14 protein-coding genes are annotated in these 19431 nt (G+C 72.7%); 5 read left to right on the forward strand and 9 right to left on the reverse strand.

Annotated elements, in window-relative coordinates:
- Positions 1-50: 50 nt before the first annotated feature.
- Both ABT026_RS14370 and ABT026_RS14375 read right to left on the reverse strand, forming a co-directional pair.
- Positions 51-1286 (reverse strand): glycoside hydrolase family 6 protein, encoded by a 1236-nt coding sequence (locus tag ABT026_RS14370; RefSeq protein ID WP_351114604.1) that lies wholly within the window; start codon positions 1284-1286, stop codon positions 51-53.
- A 246-nt stretch (positions 1287-1532) separates the two neighbouring features.
- Positions 1533-2966, reverse strand: coding sequence for an MGH1-like glycoside hydrolase domain-containing protein (locus ABT026_RS14375; protein ID WP_351114673.1), 1434 nt, complete (start codon positions 2964-2966; stop codon positions 1533-1535).
- 1143 nt (positions 2967-4109) lie between these two features.
- On the opposite strand from ABT026_RS14375, the gene ppdK reads away from it, so the two are divergent.
- Entirely contained in the window at positions 4110-6860 is a 2751-nt protein-coding gene (gene ppdK, locus ABT026_RS14380) for a pyruvate, phosphate dikinase (RefSeq protein WP_502967972.1), read from the forward strand.
- Positions 6861-7099: 239 nt separating this feature from the next.
- Here the strand turns inward: ppdK and ABT026_RS14385 are convergent, their stop codons facing one another.
- Together ABT026_RS14385 and ABT026_RS14390 are read right to left on the reverse strand one after the other, a co-directional pair.
- Positions 7100-7900, reverse strand: a complete 801-nt coding sequence (locus ABT026_RS14385; RefSeq protein ID WP_351114605.1) for an alpha/beta fold hydrolase — start codon at positions 7898-7900, stop codon at positions 7100-7102.
- Positions 7901-8050: 150 nt separating this feature from the next.
- On the reverse strand, positions 8051-9208 hold the full coding sequence (locus tag ABT026_RS14390; protein WP_351114606.1) for an alkaline phosphatase PhoX: 1158 nt from the start codon (positions 9206-9208) through the stop codon (positions 8051-8053).
- Positions 9209-9452: 244 nt separating this feature from the next.
- Between ABT026_RS14390 and ABT026_RS14395 the strand changes: the two genes are divergently transcribed.
- From ABT026_RS14395 to ABT026_RS14410, 4 genes are all read left to right on the forward strand, one after another.
- On the forward strand, positions 9453-10388 hold the full coding sequence (locus ABT026_RS14395; protein WP_351114608.1) for an oxidoreductase: 936 nt from the start codon (positions 9453-9455) through the stop codon (positions 10386-10388).
- 92 nt (positions 10389-10480) lie between these two features.
- On the forward strand, positions 10481-10816 hold the full coding sequence (locus tag ABT026_RS14400; RefSeq protein WP_351114610.1) for a hypothetical protein: 336 nt from the start codon (positions 10481-10483) through the stop codon (positions 10814-10816).
- 130 nt (positions 10817-10946) lie between these two features.
- Entirely contained in the window at positions 10947-12104 is a 1158-nt protein-coding gene (locus ABT026_RS14405; RefSeq protein ID WP_351114611.1) for an MrcB family domain-containing protein, read from the forward strand.
- Between the two features lie 68 nt (positions 12105-12172).
- The gene (locus tag ABT026_RS14410) at positions 12173-13165 is read left to right on the forward strand and encodes a hypothetical protein (RefSeq protein ID WP_351114612.1); all 993 of its coding nucleotides are present in this window, start codon (positions 12173-12175) and stop codon (positions 13163-13165) included.
- A gap of 55 nt (positions 13166-13220) precedes the next feature.
- On the opposite strand, the gene ABT026_RS14415 is transcribed toward ABT026_RS14410, so the two are convergent.
- From ABT026_RS14415 to ABT026_RS14435, 5 genes are all read right to left on the reverse strand, one after another.
- Positions 13221-14027, reverse strand: a complete 807-nt coding sequence (locus tag ABT026_RS14415) for an SAM-dependent methyltransferase (RefSeq protein ID WP_351114613.1) — start codon at positions 14025-14027, stop codon at positions 13221-13223.
- Positions 14028-14071: 44 nt separating this feature from the next.
- Positions 14072-14539, reverse strand: coding sequence for a hypothetical protein (locus tag ABT026_RS14420; protein ID WP_351114614.1), 468 nt, complete (start codon positions 14537-14539; stop codon positions 14072-14074).
- Between the two features lie 591 nt (positions 14540-15130).
- Positions 15131-15538 carry a nitrite reductase small subunit NirD gene (gene nirD, locus ABT026_RS14425; protein WP_351114615.1) on the reverse strand — a complete coding sequence of 136 codons (408 nt, stop codon included), beginning with the start codon at positions 15536-15538 and terminating at the stop codon, positions 15131-15133.
- Positions 15535-18162 carry a nitrite reductase large subunit NirB gene (nirB, locus tag ABT026_RS14430; RefSeq protein WP_351114617.1) on the reverse strand — a complete coding sequence of 876 codons (2628 nt, stop codon included), beginning with the start codon at positions 18160-18162 and terminating at the stop codon, positions 15535-15537. The genes nirD and nirB overlap by 4 nt, the downstream gene beginning before the upstream one ends.
- A complete protein-coding gene (locus ABT026_RS14435) occupies positions 18162-19379 on the reverse strand; it encodes an NAD(P)/FAD-dependent oxidoreductase (protein ID WP_351114618.1) in 1218 nt (405 codons plus the stop codon). Before ABT026_RS14435 ends, nirB begins: the two co-directional genes overlap by 1 nt.
- Positions 19380-19431 lie beyond the last annotated feature (52 nt).

A 19431-nucleotide genomic window follows, 5' to 3' on the forward strand; every position in this document is an offset into this window, starting at 1 on the left:
GGACGCCGCCGGGAGGCGTGCGGTCCGGCAGCCCGCGTTGGAGGGGCGGTCTACCAGTCCGTGTTGAACTTCAGCGCCGGGACCGCCTTCGCCGCGAGGTCGTGCGCCTGCGCGGGCCACCACGCTCCGGCCGCCGGGTCGACGACGCCGTACTCGGGGTCCTCGGGCCCGGCGGTGCCGCGGGTGCAGCTGCCGTCGGACTCACCGGGGACCTTGATCCACAGGTACGCGTCGAGCAGCGGGACGCCGGTCTGGCTGGTGGGGCGCACGCCGAGGCCGCGGTTCGGCGGGTTGCACCACTCCTGCGGGTCCGGGTAGGTCGCGGTCGGCGTCCACGGGCCCTTGCCGTTGCGGCTGGTGTCGACCACGAAGTGGGTCAGCTGCGCGTCGGCGGGCACGTGCGAGGCGTACCAGCCGTCGGCGTCGGCGGCCGGCCACCACTGGTTTGCGCAGTCACCCGGCGCGGCGCCCTCGGTGTTCTGCAGGTACCAGATGCACTTGGAGATCTGGGTGCCGTAGCGGATCAGCTCGCTGTCCGTGCGGTAGTTGGAGACGTTGAGGAAGAAGCCCTGCGCCCGGGAGACCCCGCCGTCGATGAGCAGCTGGGCCATCTCGCCGACCGCGTGCCAGGAGCTGTGGCCGGCGTCCAGGTAGGTCACGGTGCCGGGCTGCTGCGCCAGCCGGTCCACCGCGTCGTTGATCTCGTCGAGCCGGGTGGCCTGCTGCTCGGCGGTGCCGCCGCAGAAGGCGGGGGAGAGGGCCAGGCCGTCGGGCTCCAGGATGACCACGGTCTTCTTGTCGCCGATGCCCTTGGCCAGGGCGTCGACCCAGGCGGCGTACTCCGCGCTGTTGGAGGCGCCGCCGGCCGAGTACTGCGAGCAGTCGCGGCCCGGCACGTTGTAGGCGACGGTGACCGGAACCCGCTGCTGCGGCGCGGCCTTCGACTGGAGCAGGGCCATCGCGTCGGTGGTCTGCTTGAGCGTGGTGGAACCGGTGAACCACTCGGCGACCGGGTACGACGCCATCGCGTCCATCAACTTCGCGTTCGCCGTGTCCCCCGCCTTGCGGTCGGTGAGGGCCTGCGCGAAGGCCTTGCTGTTGCCCTCGATGTAGAACTTGGTGCCCGGGGCGAGCGTGTGCCCGGTGGAGGCGGCGGCGGGCGCGGTCCGCGGCTGGCCCGCGACGGAGGCGTCACGCGCCGCGGCCGGGGTCATGCACAGACCTAACAGGGCGGTGGCCGCGGCCGCGGCGGCGAAGCCGGAGCGGGCCTTGGGTATGAGGCGCACGGATCGGACCTTTCACAGTCGATGGCGACGACGGCGGGAGCTGAACCGGTTTGGGAGCGCTCCCAGAAGGTGCGCACGCCATCAAGCCAGTGGGCCCGTGCCCATGTCAAGGGATCGGACACGTCCCAGGCCCCGGTCCGGCCACACCGGTCCCTCGCCGGACACGCCGACGCCCCGGCACGAAGGTGTGCCGGGGCGGAAACGGTGCGGGAGCGCGGGGGGCGCGGAGGGGGCCGCCGCCCGTGCCTAGGACACGGGCGTGGCTGGCGTCGCGTGTGTGCCGGACGCGGCGGTCCGGTCGTTCACGGTCGTGCGGATGGCGTGCGTGATCTCGTCGAGCGCGTCCTCGGCACCGTGCAGGAGGTCCAGCGTGAGCGCGGCGGTCCAGGAGAACTCCCGCGCGCCGCACGCCTCGCCGGTGAACGGGTCCACGTACTCCGCGAAGTCGGAGGAGTCCGCCGCCGCGACCAGCGCCTCACGCAGATTGGCGGCGAGTCCGGTGCGGCCGTGCATCCGCAGGCCGCGCTCCACCAGCCAGCCGACGTTGAACCAGGCCGGGCCGCGCCAGTACCGGTGCGGGTCGAAGCAGGCGCCGGTCAGGTCGTAACTCGGCACCAGCCGGGTGGACGAGCCGAGGCCGAACCGCGGGCCGGTGAGGGTCTCCACCAGCCGGGCGACGACCTCCTCGGGTAGCGTCGGCAGGATCAGCGGGAGCAGCCCGGCCACCCCGTGCTCCTCGACCAGCTCGCCGGACCCGCCGGGTTCGCCCGCGAGGACGTCACGGCAGAGAAAGACGCCGTGCCGCTCGTCCCACAGCCGGTCCACCAGGACGCGGGTCAGCCGTGCGGCGCGGGCGTGCCGCGGGGCGGGGTCGATGCCGAGCTCGGCCTCGATCAGGCCCAGCGCGTGCTCCGAGGCGATCAGCAGCGCGTTGAACGAGGGGTCCTCGACGGCGAATTCACCGCCGCCGTCCACGTAGCCGCGGTCGCGGTAGTCCATGGCCAGCTTCACGTAGCGGCCGTAGTCCAGGTCGGTGGGACGGTCCTCGGGCGCGCCGTGCGCCAGGTCCGCGCGGGTGAAGGAGCCCGTCGGGGCCGGCGTCACCCGGGACAGCGGCGGGTCCCAGCACGGGCTGTTGTCCATGCCCTGTTCCCACGGGTGCACCACGCTGACCAGCCCGCCGCCGCCCAGGTCGCGGTGGCGCAGCAGGTAGTTGTGCCACGACACCAGCTTCGGGTAGGCGCGACGCAGGAAGCCCTCGGTCCGGGACAGGCCCGGGTCGGCGCGGTGCGTCAGCCACACGGCCAGCGCGTGCACCGGCGGTTGGACGATGCCCGAGGTCTGCATGACCGGCGGTGCGCCCGAGGGCCGGCCGTCGGTGCGGGAGCGCCAGAAGTCGGGGCTGGGGAAGTAGGCGTCGTGCGGCACCGCGGGGTTGAAGACGATGTGCGGGATCCGGCCGTCGTCCCACTGGGAGGCGAAGAGCGTCCGCAGCTCGGTCTGCGCGCGCGCCGGGGAGAGGTGGCGCAGGCCGATGGCGATGAACGCGGAGTCCCACGACCACTGGTGGGGGTAGAGCGAACGCGAGGGCACGGTCGAGGCGCCCTGCCAGTTGCCCTCCAGGACCAGGGCCGCCCGGGCGTGCAGCGAGCCGGCGAGGGAGGACGGGGCGAAGACGATGTCGGCGCCGGTGGCGGGCTCGGTGACGGCGGCGGCGGCGGTGTCAGGACCGGTCACGGCGGTGACGGTGGCCGTCGCGGTGACGGTGGCGGTGGCGGTCACAGTGGCGGTGGCCGTGGCGTTCGCGGTGACGGGGGCGGTGGCCGGGGCAGCGGCGGAGGCCGCGTCGGCCGTGGTGGCCGTCACGGGAGCCGAGGAGGGGAGTAGGTGGACGGGATCCGCAGGCTCCGCGGGCTGTTCCGCGGTCTCCGTCTGTCGGGCGTGACCGACGTCGGCAGGGGCTGGGGTGTCCACGAGGGCTCTCTCCAACGGGATCAGATCGAGGGGCGGACCTGACGTGACGATGTGACGGGCGTCACACACTCCGTCAGGTCTGCCGGAAGGTAGGTCTATTAAGCACGCGAAACCATCATGTAATCGACATTTCACAAAACACAAGGGTCGGCGTGTCCGACGCCCTCCGCCCAATGCCCGCGGGCACCCGCGCCGGTGGGGCTGACCTGCGGTAACTCCTCCGCGACCGGCGGGCTGTGAGACGCCCCGCACTTCGCGCGGTGACCGGGCCTTCACGGCTTCGCCGGGGCGCCGGCGCGGTGGGCGGGGTGCGGGCGGGAGATCGTCCGAGATCTGTCCGGAACACCACGCCTCCGCCCGCCTCCATCCGCCGCCTTCGCCGCCGGGGCGGCGGCCGGGGCGCACTCCCGAAGGGCGCCGACCGGCGGCGCGCCCTCCAAGTGTGCAGGCGGGGCGGTCGCGCGGGGGGCGTCCGGATCGTGAAATCCGGCACCCGTCAGGGCGTGATTCTCGCCACCCCTGATAGATCACCCGCTCAGATGAGCGTTATGGCGCTGACTGCACAACATCAAGCCGTGGCACTGGGTGCCATTCGATGATCGTTCATCGGTCAAATTCAGACGAGCTACAACCCTGCTCATGTGAGCGGTGAGCCCGCTCCTTCTGGGCGTGTCCGTTCAAGAGTTGAACACATCCCACGGCAGAAGCTTGCCAAGTCTTGACTTGGTGATCATCGGTCGAGGCTCCTTCGCGGCAGAGGCTTCGAAGGTGGACGTACCCATAACCCCTGGATCTGGGTATGTTCCTCGCCGTCAGGGCAGTCATCGCGTCCTCGAGGAGTCGAGAACCGTGTTGGTAAACAAAGACCGCAGCGAGGCCCACCAGTCGGGTGCAAGCGTTGAGAAGGTGAAGTTCGTGTACGACTTCACCGAGGGGAACAAGGACCTCAAGGACCTCCTCGGTGGAAAAGGTGCGAACCTCGCGGAGATGACCAATCTGGGTCTTCCCGTACCTCCCGGCTTCACCATCACCACCGAGGCCTGCAAGGTCTACCTGGAGAGCGGTCGCGAGCCCGTGGCACTGCGTGACGAGGTGAGTGCGCACCTCGACACACTTGAGCGCGGCATGGGCAAGAAGCTCGGCCAGGCCGACAACCCTCTCCTGGTCTCCGTCCGTTCCGGCGCCAAGTTCTCCATGCCCGGCATGATGGACACCGTCCTCAACATCGGCCTCTCCGACGCCTCCGTCGAGGGCCTGGCCCGCCAGGCCGGCAACGAGCGGTTCGCCTGGGACTCCTACCGCCGTCTCATCCAGATGTTCGGCAAGACGGTGCTCGGCGTGGAGGGCGACCTCTTCGAGGACGCCATCGACGAGGCCAAGGAGGCCAAGGGCGTCGCCGTCGACACGGCTCTCGACGCGGACGACATGAAGCGGCTGGTCGCCCGCTTCAAGGAGATCGTGCGCACCGAGGCCGGCCGCGACTTCCCGCAGGACCCGCGCGAGCAGATGGACCTCGCCATCAAGGCGGTCTTCGACTCCTGGAACACCGACCGCGCCAAGCTGTACCGCCGTCAGGAGCGCATCCCCGGCGACCTCGGCACCGCGGTCAACGTCTGCTCCATGGTCTTCGGCAACCTCGGCGACGACTCCGGCACCGGCGTCGCGTTCACCCGTGACCCCGCCTCCGGCCACCAGGGCGTGTACGGCGACTACCTGCAGAACGCGCAGGGCGAGGACGTCGTCGCCGGCATCCGCAACACCGTGCCGCTCGCCGAGCTCGAGTCGATCGACAAGACGTCGTACGACCAGCTGATGGACATCATGGAGACCCTGGAGAACCACTACCGGGACCTCTGCGACATCGAGTTCACCATCGAGCGCGGCAAGCTGTGGATGCTCCAGACCCGCGTCGGCAAGCGCACCGCGGGCGCCGCCTTCCGCATCGCCACCCAGCTCGTCGACCAGGGCCTGATCGACGAGGCCGAGGCCCTGCAGCGGGTCACCGGCGCGCAGCTCGCCCAGCTGATGTTCCCCCGCTTCGACACCGACGCGAAGGCGGAGCAGGCCGGCAAGGGCATCGCCGCCTCCCCGGGCGCCGCCGTCGGCAGGGCCGTCTTCTCCTCCAAGGCCGCCGTCGAGTGGGCCGCCCGCGGCGAGAAGGTCATCCTGGTCCGCCGGGAGACCAACCCCGACGACCTCGACGGCATGATCGCCGCCGAGGGCATCCTGACCTCCCGCGGCGGCAAGACCTCGCACGCCGCCGTCGTCGCCCGCGGCATGGGCAAGACCTGCGTCTGCGGCGCCGAGGAGCTCGAGGTCGACGTCAAGGCGCGGAAGATGACCGTGCCCGGCGGCGGCGTGGTCGCCGAGGGCGACGTCATCTCCATCGACGGCTCCAGCGGCAAGGTCTACCTCGGCGAGGTACCGGTCGTACCGTCGCCGGTCGTCGAGTACTTCGAGGGCACGGCGGACGCGGCCGCCGCGGACGCCGACGAACTGGTCAAGGCCGTCGACCGGATCATGACCTTCGCCGACGGCGAGCGCCGCCTGAAGGTCCGCGCCAACGCCGACAACGCCGAGGACGCCGCCCGCGCCCGCCGCTTCGGCGCCCAGGGCATCGGCCTGTGCCGCACCGAGCACATGTTCCTCGGCGACCGCCGCGAGCTCGTCGAGCGGCTGATCCTCGCCGAGGACAAGCAGGGGCAGGAGGACGCCCTCGCGCAGCTCCTGCCGCTCCAGAAGGGCGACTTCGTCGAACTCTTCGAGGCGATGGACGGCCTGCCGGTCACCGTCCGCCTGATCGACCCGCCGCTGCACGAGTTCCTGCCCGACCTCACCGAGCTGTCGGTCAAGGTCGCCGTCGCCGAGGCGAAGGGCGAGGACGTCTCCGACTCCCAGCGCCTGCTCCACTGCGTGCGGCGCCTGCACGAGCAGAACCCGATGCTCGGCCTGCGCGGCGTGCGCCTCGGCCTGGTCATCCCCGGCCTGTTCGTCATGCAGGTCCGCGCCATCGCGGAGGCCGCGGCCGAGCGGAAGGCGGCGGGCGGCGACCCGCGCGCGGAGATCATGATCCCGCTGGTCGGCACGGTCCAGGAGCTCGAGATCGTCCGTGACGAGGCCGAGCAGGTCATCCGCGAGGTCCAGGCGACCTCGGGCACGACGCTCGGCATCACCATCGGCACCATGATCGAGCTGCCGCGCGCCGCGGTGACCGCCGGCCAGATCGCCGAGGCCGCGGAGTTCTTCTCCTTCGGCACCAACGACCTGACCCAGACCACCTGGGGCTTCAGCCGCGACGACGTCGAGGCCTCCTTCTTCTCCCAGTACCTGGAGAAGGGCATCTTCGGCGTCAGCCCGTTCGAGACGATCGACCGGGACGGCGTGGGCGAGCTGGTCCGCATGGGCGTCGAGCGCGGCCGGGCCACCCGGCCCGACATCAAGCTCGGCGTCTGCGGCGAGCACGGCGGCGACCCGGACTCGGTCCACTTCTTCCACGAGGTCGGCCTCGACTACGTCTCCTGCTCCCCGTTCCGGATCCCGGTGGCGCGGCTCGAGGCGGGCCGTGCGGCGACGGAGTCGGAGGGCAGCGACTTCCGCTGACGTCTGCCGACGCAGGGTCCCGTACCCCTCCCTGCGCTCTCGCGCTTCCGGTCCGGCGGGGATGTGCACCCGCCGGACCGGTCACCCGCCCCGGGGCCGGAGCCGGTCACCTTCCGTGACCCTCACCCGGCCGGCTTCCCCCCGGCCCCGGAGCACCACAAGAGGCGGCACCCCATGTGCGGGGGTGCCGCCTCTTCCTTCCTTCCGCCCTTCCTCCGGTGCCGTCGTGGCGCGGGAGTTCAGGCGAGGCCCTCGAGGAAGGCCGAGAGCGCGGTGTGCAGGATCCCGGGCTGTTCCAGGTGCAGATCGTGGCCGGTGCCGGGAATGCTCAGGGCCATGGTGCTGGGTCGCTGCCGGAGCATCTCGTCCGCCTCCCGCGCGGGCACGAAGCTGTCCTGGCCCAGGACGACCAGGGTGGGGCAGGCGACCTGCCCCCACTCGTGCCAGAAGGAACGCCGGGCGTTCTCCGCCAGCGAGCGGACCATCACGTCCCGGTCGAAGCGAGGCCACCAACCGTCGTCCCGTTCCTCCAACCCGGCCGCCCAGCCCGCGCCGACCGGCCCGCCGCCGAGGAACGCGGCCGCGGCGTCGCGTGAGGGGAACGGCGTCGGCCACGAGTCGAGCCAACCGCCGATGTCGGCGGGGCCGTCCGGGTTCGGGCCGCCCGGGCCGGCCTCGACGAGTACGAGCGCGCGGACACGCTCCGGGTGCGCGGCGGCGGCGAGCATGGCGGTGTGGCCGCCCAGCGACTGGCCGACCAGGACGGGCCTGCGCAGTGCCAGCTGATCGACGACGGCCACGACGTCGGCGACGTACGCGGCGCGGGAGACGTCCCCCGGGTGGCGCTCGCCGGCACCGTGCCCGCGCTGGTCGACCGCGACGACGCGGTACCGCGAGTTCAACCGCCCGGCCAGGGCGTCCCATTCACCCGCGTGACCGGCAAGGCCGTGCAGCAGCACGACGGGCTGTCCCGGCCCGCCCCAGTCCCGGCAGGCAAGCCGGACGCCGTCCCGTACCAGCACGTGCTCGGTCCATGCCACGTCGGCCCCCCGGCCCTCAGAGAATCGGCTGGCCTCGATCATGCCGCAACCGTCCACCCGGGAGCGGAGAGTGCGCCGAGGGCGGAGGCAACGGCCGACGTCCCAGGGAGGGGGCCGCCGGCCGTTCACCCTGTGCCGGCCGCTGTGCGATCAGGTGCGGAAGGGACCCGTCACCTCGTAGGTGATGCCGCCGGAGGAGGAGCCGGAGGTGCCGCGCTGGCTGGAGAAGTAGAGGCGGCGACCGTCGGGGGAGAAGGCGGGGCCGGTGATCTCCGAGGCGGACTGGCCCTCCACCCGCAGGAACGGGGCGACGACGCCCTGCGGCGTGATCACGCAGATCTCCAGGTTCCCGCCGTCCTCGGCGACGTACAGGTCGCCGGAGGCGGTCCCCGTGACGTTGTCCACGCCGGTGAGCGGAGCCGTGCCGCTGGTGACGAGGGAGTCGTCGTAGGCGAGCGAGATCGTCTGCGCCGCCGCGTCGTACGCCCAGACCCGGTTGTCCCCCTTGGTGGTGAACCAGCACGTGCCGTTCGCGTAGTAGCAGCCCTCGCCGCCGTTGAACCGCTTCGTGCCGGACACCTGGTTACGCGTGGCGGTCGCCCCCGTCGGGTCCGGCACCCGCGCCCAGGTGACCGAGCCGCTGGTGGCGGAGGAGCCGACCATCACCTCCAGCGTGCCGGAGGACAGGTCACCCCAGGTCGTCGGCCGGAAGCGGTAGAACGCGCCGTCGGTCACGTCCTCGGTCAGGTAGATCACGCCCCGCTGCGGATCGCAGGCCGCCGCCTCGTGCTTGAACCGGCCCATCGCGTCCCGCCGCACCGCCGCCTTCACGCCCCACGGGTCGGTCTCGTACACGTAGCCCCGGTCCACCTCCTCGCAGGACAGCCACGTGTTCCACGGGGTCTTGCCGCCCGCGCAGTTGACGTTGGTGTTGGAGAGGATGCGGTACGCGCCCGTGATCGTGCCGGAGGAGTTGAACTTCACCGCGCCCGCACCGCCGGTGGAGCTGATCTCCGAGTTGGAGACGTAGATCCAGCCGCTGCCGTCCGCGTAGCAGGCGCCGCCGTCGGGAGCGTCGTGCCAGGTGTGGTTCGTCCCGGACACCTTCTGCCGGGACCGGGCGATCACCCTGCTGGTGAAGCCGGAGGGCAGCCGGATGCCGTTCGCGTCCGTGGCGCCGAGCGCGCCGTACGGCCCGGTGCCGGGCTGCGCGGGGGCGGCGTAGGCCGCGCCGCGCCACAGGGTCCCGCCGAAGGCGGCGGCGGTGCCGCCGAGGACGGCGGCGCGCAGGAGGTTACGACGTTCCACGTGCACTCCAGGGGTGAGGGGTACGCGGTCCGGCCGCCGGACGGCGGCCGGGGGTTCTGCCTCGTGCCGCAGGGGAGCGTAGGAGTGGCGTACGGACCTGCCGTCCAACCCGCCGTGAACGGTCCGTGTACGCCGCATGACGGGTCCGGCGTACCGGCGTGAAGGTCGCCCGGGGCGGCTGCGCCAGGCTGCGTCTACCGTGGGCCTTCTCCACTCCCGCCCCCGCAGCACCGAAAGGCCGCCGATGCCGATGACGACCCGCTGGACCGCGTCGCAGATCCCCGACCAGAGCGGCCGCGTCGCCGTCGTCACCGGCGCGAACGGAGGCCTCGGCCTGGTCACCGCGCTGGAGCTGGCCCGCCACGGCGCCGAGGTGGTGCTGGCCTGCCGTGACGTGGCCAAGGGGCGCGAGGCGGCCACCGGCATCGAGGCCGCCGTCCCGTCCGCGCGCGTCGACGTCGCCCGGCTGGACCTCGCCGACCTCGCCTCCGTGCGGGCCTTCGCGGACAGCCTCCCGCACGAGCGGCTCGACCTCCTCGTCAACAACGCCGGCGTGATGGCGCTGCCCCACCGCACCACCGTGGACGGCTTCGAGATGCAGTTCGGGGTCAACCACCTCGGCCACTTCGCCCTCACCGGCCTGCTGCTGCCCCGGCTCCTCGCCACCCCCGGCGCCCGCGTGGTCACCGTCTCCAGCTTCGCCCACGCCCTGTCCAACCTGGACATCCACGACCTCAACAGCGAACGCCAGTACCGCCGTTGGGTGGCGTACGGCCGCTCCAAGACCGCCAACCTGCTCTTCACGCACGAGCTCGCGCGCCGCCTCGCCGCGGCCGGCTCCGACGTGGTCGCCGCCTCCGCGCACCCCGGCTACTCCGCGACCAACCTCACCGCCGCCGGCCCCGCGATGGAGGGCCGCCACACCCTGGGCCGCGTGCTCCGCCTCGCCGACCGCGCCGTCGCCCAGACCGCCGAGGCCGGCGCCCTCCCCACCCTCTACGCCGCCACCGCCCCCGACGTCCGCCCCGACTCCTTCACCGGCCCGTCCTTCCTCATGTGGCGCGGCGCCCCCGCCCCCTCCTGGCGCGCCCCCTGGACCCTCGACGACCGCGCCTCCACCCGCCTCTGGACGGAGTCCGAGCGGCTCACGGCGGTGCCGTACGACGCCCTCACGGCGTAGCGCCCCGGGGGTGCGCCTTGTTTTCGCCGCTGGGACGACGAAAACAGGGCGCACGCCCGCCTGACACTGATCGCTGACGCTGCGGGGGAGTTTTGACCGTCACCTATCTGATGCTTGCCTGGTTGGCGGAGGGTGGGGCGGGGGCCTTCGACGTCTACGAGGGTGCGGTGCTGCCCCTCCTCGCCGAGTACGGCGGGCGGCTGGAGCGGCGGGTGCGCACCATGGACGACCGGCTCGAGGTCCACCTGGTGTCGTTCCCGACCGAGGACGCCCTCGACGCCTACCGCGCCGACCCCCGCCGATCCGCCGCCGCACCCCTGCTGGAGTCCTCCGGCGCGGAGGTGCAGTTGCTCCCCGTCCGCGACATCGGCGACAGCGACAGCGATGGCGACGGTGACAGTGACGGCACCCCGCTGCCGCCCGTGTAGGCCGTGAGCACCGCGGCGGTCGGCACCCCACCCCCCCCGCGGGCCACATCGACGACGCGTCACGCACCCCGCCGTCAAAGTGCGTGCTGCACGGCGCAATTGAGGGAACGGGCACCGTTACGCTGCGACGATGAACGGCTTCCTTGCCCAAGTGATGGACCTGCAACGCGCCTACACCTGGCGGGTGACTCCGGAGATGGAGCGCCGTGGCCGGATCGTGAAGACAGAGATCCCCGGCGCCCTCGAAGCGCATCGCGTGGCGATAGCCGGAGCGCTGGACATACCCGTCGAGCGGGTGCTGATCGAGGGTGCCGACGGGGTGGGGCGCAAGAGCGTCGTGCCGTGGGTCCGGGTGAGCGACGTCGAGCTGTCACCGAGCGCCATGGACGGCTGGTACGTGGTCCTGCTGTTTGCCGCGGGTGGGGAACGGGCCTACCTCACGCTGATGCAGGGGACGACCTTCTGGACCGGAACGGAGCTGCGGTCCCGTGGCGCCGAGGCGCTCGCCGCCAGGGTGGACTGGGCGTACCCGCACATCGCGGAGGCCGCGGAGGGCCGGGCGGGGCTGTTGCGGCGCATCGACCTCCCGGGAGGGAAGAAACTGGGCCGCGCCTACGAGCTCGGCACCGTCGTCGCCCTCGAGTACCTCCGCGACGCGCTCCCCGACACGGACGCCTTCGTCGACGACCTGCTGTTCATGGCCGGGCTGCTGCGGCGGATCTACGCGGCAGAGACCACGGCGACCTACATACCCGGCGACCCCGTCCCCGAGGTGCTGGAGGCGGAGGTGTCCGCGGACCGGGCGGCCGGGCGGAGCATCCCCGAGCCGCGGCCCCGGCCGGCGGCGGCCACCCGCAGCGGGCAGGGGTTCCTGCTGTCGGCGGTCGAACGGCAGCTGATCGAGCGGCACAGCGTCCGCATGGCCACGGAGCACTTCGAGGCACAGGGCTGGAACGTGACGGACGTCGGCGCGAACCAGCCGTACGACCTGCACCTGACCAGGGGCGACGAGACATCGCAGCGCCCCACCCCCGTCGAGGAACTGCACGTCGAGGTCAAGGGCACCACCTCGCTCGGCCAGACCGTCGTGCTCACCCGGGCCGAGGTGGAGGCCCAGCGGGCGTTCGCTCCCCGCAACGCGCTGGTGATAGTGCACTCGATACGGCTGGACCGCTCCGGCGCGGAGGTCACGGCGGAAGGAGGCGTGCTCCACTGCACCTCGCCGTGGCGGATAGACCAGCCCGACCTCACCCCGATCTCGTACCGGTACCGGACGGACCTGGCGTGAGGGGTAGGGGTCGGCGGGGTTGTCCACAGGCCCGGCGGAGGGGAGTCACGCGGGCGTAGCTTTCGCGGGTGAACGTGAACGTGAATGTGCAGGTGGATGTCCAGCGGCTGGGGCGGGAACAGGTCGTCACGCTCAAGGAGTTGCTGGCGGCCGGAGTCACCCGAAGCGCTGTCGACCACCGTCGCCGCAATCACTGGCAGGAACCGCTGCCGCGGGTGTTCGTGCTGCACAACGGCCCGCTGACCTGGCGGCAGAAGTTCCACGCCGCGTTGTGTTACGCGGGCCCCGGTGCGCGGCTCACCTCACTGGCCGTGCTGGCGCTGCACGGCTTCCGCGACGCGCCGTCCCTGCCGTCCCCGTCCCCGTCTCCGCCTCCGTCGCTGTCGTCCCGGTCGTCCCCGTCGTCCCTGGAGACGGTGCACGTCCTGCTGCCGTCACCGTTGAAGCGCCGCTCGGTCTCGTACGTGAAGGTGGCGCGCGCCCGGCACCTCCCGCCCCGCCCGACGTACATGGCCGGCTTTCCCTGTGTCCCGCTGCCGTGGGCCCTCGCCGACGCGTGCGCCGGCATCCCGCGGCCCGGCTGCCTGTACGAGGCCGTGCAGCGGCATCGGGTCGGCGCGGAGGCGCTGCGGGAGGCGTTCCGGACCCGGCAGGTGCCCGTGGGCGGGGAGCTCGCCGCCGTGCTCGCGGACCTGGCGGCCGGTGCGCATTCCGTGGCCGAGGGCTGGGCACGTCGCCTGATCGCCCGCAGCGGGCTCCCCGAACCGTTGTGGAACCCGGACCTCTTCCTGGACGGCGAGTGGCTCTGCCGCCCGGACGCGTACTGGCCCGAGCACGGTGTGGTGCTGGAGGTCGATTCCGTCCGTCATCATCAGCTCGGTGCGGACTTCCAGCGCACCACCGCCCGTCACGCGCGCATCTCGGCGGCCGGCCTGTGCGTCCTCCCGGTCACCCCGGCCCACCTCCGCGACGCCCCGCACCGGTTCCTCTCCGCCCTGACCCAGGCCCTGTCCCACGCCCCCTACCCCGGCGTGCCCCGCGTCTCCCTGGGCCGACGCTGAGGTGCGCCCGTTATTCGCGTCGGAGGGTGGGAAAACGGGCGCACCATCAGGGGAGCTACGGCTTGCGGCCGATGGCTCCGTAGGAGTCGACGTGGGGGGTGGGGGTGCCGAGCTCGGGGCGCCATTGGGTGCAGGGGACGACGCCGGGGGCGACGAGGTCGAGGCCGTCGAAGAAGGCGGCGATCTGCTCGGGGCTGCGGAGCCGGTACTGGACCGGGCCCCGGTCGTTGTGCTGCTCCTGGGCGGCGCGGAGTTCCTCGTTGGTGTCGGTGCCGTCGCAGATCAGGACGTGGCTGCCGGAGGGGAGCGGGGCGAGGAGACGGCGGACCAGGTCACGGGCCAGGTCGTCGTCCATCACGTGGCCCAGGATGCCGCTGAGGATGACCGCGACGGGCTTCGCGAGGTCGAGGGTCGCGCGTGCGGCGTCGACTATGGCCTCGGGGTCGTGGAGATCGGCGTGCAGGTAGTCGGTCGCGCCCTCGGGGCTGCCGACCAGCAGGGCCTGGGCGTGGGTGAGGACGAGCGGGTCGTTGTCGACGTAGACGATCCGGCACTCGGGGGCCACCCGCTGGGCGAGCTCGTGGGTGTTCTCCACGGTGGGCAGGCCGGTGCCGACGTCGAGGAACTGGCGGATGCCGGCGTCCGCGGCGAGGTAGGTGACGCCGCGGCGCAGGAAGGAGCGGAAGGAGCGGGCGTTCTCGGCGATCTGCGGGAACGCCGCCTGGAACTGCTCGCCCGCCTGCTGGTCGACCGGGTAGTTGTCCTTCCCGCCGAGCCAGTAGTTCCAGATCCGAGCCGAGTGCGGCACCGAGGTGTCGATCTTCGGCGCCGGTCCGCTGGAGGTGAAGGGGGTGGTCGCCATGCGCTGCTCTCCTGTCCCACGGGTGATCTCCGCCAACGCGCATGCTACGAGGTTGACTTGGGGAGCGCTTGGGAAACGGGATACCGTCCGATGGGGATCTCGGCGATCTCGGCGATCTCGGTGAGCGGGCTGGGGCGGAGGCTGGTGTGTGGCCGGTCCGGCCCGGCCGCGGCATCAGTGATCGCGGAGACGAACTCTCCGCCGTGGCATTTCGCCGAGAGGCGGAGCCCGCCGATCTCGGTGTCCAGCCCGACCAGTTCGCCTACTTGGTTCCGTGTCGGACGCACTGCGTCAACGGGGATCCCGTCCGCCGGGAGCTCGGCGAGGACGACGCTGCGGGAGTACTCCTCGGGCGGCCAGAGATAGTCCGGGATCTGCGAGTCCGCGCGGAGTTCGAGCCGCAGGGTCCAATCCGTCCAGTCCGTGCAGACGATGCTGCCGCCGTCCGGCAGCCCGAACTGGAACGCGGCCGGTTCTCCATCCGCGTCGAGGAGCACCGCGACCTCGCGCACCCGGAGCTCCCGTAGGTGATCCGGCGTCGTCCTCCGCACGTCGTTCCCCTCTCGGACGCCGCCCTGTGGTGGTCCACCGAGGGGAGTCGGCCGTGTTCGGTGAGGCGGCCCGCGCCTCGGCCGTTGCCCGACGCTGATCGTGCAGGTACCTCTGTGGACGGCGCAAGTTGCCGCGACCCGGCCGCCCCGTTCTCCTATCCGCCGTGGTGTCGAGCTTCCGGTGGTCGGTCGAGTGCACCAGGGACAGGGAGGAATGGCGCGACGTCAGGCGGTGGTTACGCGGTATCGGTGGCCCTGTCGCCGTGGGACTGACGGGCGGCGACGACGCGTGGAAGGCGGGCGCGCGGCTGTCCCTCGGGCACGCGCCCGCCTTGCTGGTGGGGCCCGGGGCGGGCCGGGCGCCGGGGCGTCGGCCCGGAGGGCCGGGGGCCGGGCGGAGGGGCCGACGAGGTGGACGGGCCCGCCCGGCAGCGGTCCCGTCCACCTGTCTCCGCGCCCCCCGCACGCGGCTCTCCGAGCCCCGGCCTGGGCTCCCCGCGCCCCGGCACGCGGCTCCCCGCGCCCCCACGCGCGGCCCCCGGAGGGTCCGGCCTAGGCGGTGCGGGCCTCGTAGGTCGTCAGGCGGACGGTCTCGTCGTCGAGGCAGACGCCGGTGGCGAGGTCGAAGCGCTGCTTCAGCAGGGGGGAGGCCACGAAGGGGTGGCCGGCCCGGCTGCCGAGGAGGCCGCGGGAGAGGACGGCCGCGCCGGTGAAGGGGTCGCGGTTGTCGACGGCGTGGAGGCGGCCCGCGCGGTCGAGGAAGACGGCGGCCTGGCGGCCGTCGGGGAGCAGGACGGCGACGCCGCGGCCGGGGACCAGACGGTCCAGGTCGCAGACGGTCAGCCAGGCCTCGCCGGTCCTCAGCTGGACGGCCGTGCGGGTCAGGGTTGCAGCGGTGCCGGTGGCAGTGGTGCCGGCAGCGGTGCTCACGGTGGCGGCGGTGACGACGGCAGTGCTCATCGGGTCGCGGTCCCTTCCATCTGGCGGGTGCCGATCTGCAGCAGCGGCAGGTCCGGCTTGATCTGGCCGCGCTCGGGGACGAACGCGACCATCGGGTCGGGGGTCTCGGGGGCGTTGACGAAGGAGACGAAGCGGTCCAGCTTCTCCGGGTCCGCCAGCACCGCCGCCCACTCGTCGCGGTAGTGCGCCACGTGCGCGGCCATCAGCCGCTCCAGCTCGTCGCAGATGCCGAGCGAGTCGTGGACGACCACGTCGCGCACGTGGTCCAGGCCGCCGGGGATCCGGTCCAGCCACACCGAGGTGCGCTCCAGACGGTCGGCGGTGCGGATGTAGAACATCAGGAACCGGTCGATGAGGCGGACGAGTTCCGCGTCGGAGAGGTCCTGGGCGAGCAGGTCCGCGTGGCGCGGGGTCGCGCCGCCGTTGCCGCCGACGTACAGGTTCCAGCCGTTGGCGGTGGCGATGACACCGAAGTCCTTGGACTGGGCCTCCGCGCACTCGCGGGCGCAGCCGGAGACCGCGGACTTGAGCTTGTGCGGCGAGCGCAGGCCCCGGTAGCGCAGCTCCAGGTCGATGGCCATGCGGACCGAGTCCTGCACGCCGTAGCGGCACCAGGTCTGCCCGACGCAGGACTTCACGGTGCGCAGCGACTTGCCGTACGCGTGACCGGACTCGAAGCCGGCGTCCACCAGGCGGGCCCAGATGCGCGGCAGTTGCTCGACGCGGGCGCCGAACATGTCGATCCGCTGGCCGCCGGTGATCTTGGTGTAGAGGCCGAAGTCGCGGGCGATCTCGCCGATCACGATCAGCTTCTCCGGGGCGATCTCACCGCCGGGGATGCGCGGGACCACCGAGTAGGAGCCGTTCCTCTGGAGGTTGGCGAGGAAGTGGTCGTTGGTGTCCTGGAGGGCCGACTGCTCGCCGTCCAGGACGTGGGCGTCCGCGCCGATGGCGGGGGCGAGGGTGGCCAGCATGTTGGCGACGGAGGGCTTGCAGATCTCGCAGCCGTCGCCGCCGCGGGCCTCCTCGCGGCCGTGGCGGTCCAGCAGCTCCCGGTAGGAGGTGACGCGCAGGGCGAGGACGATCTCGTAGAGCTCCTCGCGGGTCTGCGAGAAGCAGCCGCACAGGCCCTTGTCGACCTCGATCCCGCTCGCCTCCAGCTCCGCCTCGACGAGCTGCCCCAGCACCTTCACGCAGGAGCCGCAGCCGGTGCCGGCCTTGGTGCACTTCTTCACCTCGGGCACCGTCACGCACCGGTGGTCGGTGACCGCGCCGCGGATCGCGCCCTTGGTGACGTTGTGGCAGGAGCAGATGATCGCCTCGTCCGGCAGCGCGGACGGGCCGAGCTGCGCCCCGCCGCCCGCGGCCCCGGCGGGAAGCACCAGGCTCTCCGGGGAGACGGGCGGGACCGAGCCGGTGAGCGCGCGCAGCGTGCCGTACGCCTCGGCGTCGCCGACCAGGATGCCGCCCAGCAGGGTGCCGTCGCGGCCGACGACGAGCTTCTTGTACAGGCCGGCCCGGGAGTCGGAGTACACGACGTCCAGGCAGCCCTCGGCGGCGCCGTGCGCGTCACCGAAGGAGGCCACGTCCACGCCCAGCAGCTTCAGCTTGGTGGAGAGGTCCGCGCCGGTGAACGTGGCGGCCTCGTCGGAGGCGATCGCGGCGGCGGCGGTCTGCGCCATCTCGTAGCCGGGGGCGACCAGGCCGTAGACCCGGCCGTCCGCCGCCAGCGCGCACTCGCCGATGGCGAAGACCCGCTCGTCGCCGAGGGTCCGGCACCGCTCGTCGACCGCGATGCCGCCGCGCTCGCCGACCTGAAGGCCGCAGTCGCGGGCCAGCTGGTCGCGGGGGCGGACGCCGGCCGAGAAGATCACCAGGTCGACGGCGAGCTCGGCGCCGTTGGACAGCCTCATCCCGGTGACCGCGCCGTCCTCGCCGGTCAGCACCTCCTGGGTGCCGGCGCCGGTGTGCACGGTCAGGCCCATCTGCTCGATGGTGCGCAGCAGGGCCGCGCCGCCGCCGTCGTCGACCTGCACCGGCATCAGCCGGGGGGCGAACTCCACGATGTGCGCGTCGAGCCCGAGGCCCTTGAGCGCGCCGGCCGCCTCCAGGCCGAGCAGGCCGCCGCCGACCACCGCGCCGGTGACCGCCCGCGCCTTCGCCCACTCCTCGATGGCCAGCAGGTCCTCGATCGTGCGGTAGACGAAGCAGCCGTCCGCGTCCTTGCCGGGGACCGGCGGGACGAACGGGTAGGAGCCGGTGGCCAGCACGAGGGTGTCGTAGGGGACCGTCAGCCCCGAGCGGGCGGTGACCGTCCGGGCCTCGCGGTCGATCGACTCGGCCGGGTCGCCCAGGTGCAGCTCGATGCCGTGCTTCTCGATGAACTCGAGGTCCGTCATGGACAGTTCGTCGGGCGTGGTGCCGGAGAAGTAGGAGGTCAGGTGCACCCGGTCGTAGGCCGGGCGGGGCTCCTCGCAGAGCACGACCACCCGGTGCGTGGCGGTGAGCCCGCGCTCCGCCAGGGCCTCCAGGAAACGCTGGCCGACCATGCCGTGGCCGACGAGCACGATCGTGGGGACGGCCCCGTGGGCCGGCGCGGCGGAGTCGGTGGTGGGCGTGGGCATCAGGAGCCTCCGTCGTTGGTGAGCAGGTGGAGCAGGGGGGCGCCGCCGGAGGGCAGCGGCTCTGCTCCCTCCCAGGCGCGGGCCAGCGCGCCGACCGTGCCGAGTTCGCCGACCAGGACGCCCCCGACCAGGCGGTCCTCACGGACCACGACCTTGCGGTAGGTGCCGCGGGTGGCGTCGGCCAGCTGGACCACGTCGTCGCCGGGCAGCGGGGTGAGTTCGCCGAACGCGGCGAGGTCGAAGGGGCGGTCGGAGAAGAGGGTCAGCCGGGTGAGGGCGCGGGTGCCGGTGTAGCGGGCGGTGTCGTCGCCCGCCAGGGACAGGGCGAGGACCTCCGCCTGCTCCAGCGCGGGCGTGGCCAGTCCGTAGACCTGGCCGTCGTGCTCGGCGCAGTCGCCCAGCGCCCGCACGTGCGGGTCGCTGGTGCGCAGCCGGTCGTCGACGACGATCCCCTTGCGGACGTCCAGGCCCGCGCCCTGCGCCAGGCCGGTGCGGGGACGGACCCCGCAGGCCAGCACCACCACGTCGGCGCCCAGGGCGTAGCCGTCGGCCATCTCCACCGAGCGGACCGCGCCCTCCACCACCCGGATGTCGCGCACCCGCAGCTCGGTGTGGACCTCGACGCCGAGGTCCTCCAGGTGCCGTCGCACCAGCGCCGAGGCGGCGGGGTCCAGCTGGCGTTCCATCAGCCGCTCGGACTGCTGCGCCAGCACCACCTGCGCCCCGCGCTCGGCCAGCGCCCGGGCCGCGGAGACGCCGAGCAGCCCGCCGCCCACCACCACCGCCCGGGTGCCGGGACGCACCGCCGCCGACAGCCCCAGGCAGTCGTCCATGGTGCGGAACGCATGGACACCACGCGGCAGTTGGTGGTCGCCGACCGCGAACAGGCCGCGCAGCGGGGGCAGTACCGGGTTGGAACCGGTGGCCAGGACCAGCGTCCCGTACTCCAGCTCGCTGCCGTCGTCGCAGAACACGCGCCGCGCGTCCCGGTCGATCTTCACCGCCCGGGCCCGCACCAGACCGGCCGGCGCGGGCAGCTCGATCACCTCCGGGGCGTACCGCCCGGCCAGCACCTCGGCGAGCAGCACCCTGTTGTACGGCCGGTGCTCCTCCTCGCCGACCAGCACGGCCGGCACGCCCAGCTCGCCGAGCCGGCGGGCGAGGCGCACCCCCGCGGGACCGGCCCCGATCACCACCACACGCTGTTGCGACGTCATACCCACGAGCGTGCGGCGTGGGTGTTACCCGACCGCATCCCTCCCGTTTCCC

This window comes from Streptomyces sp. NPDC002734, from assembly GCF_040295685.1.
GTDB lineage: Bacteria > Actinomycetota > Actinomycetes > Streptomycetales > Streptomycetaceae > Streptomyces.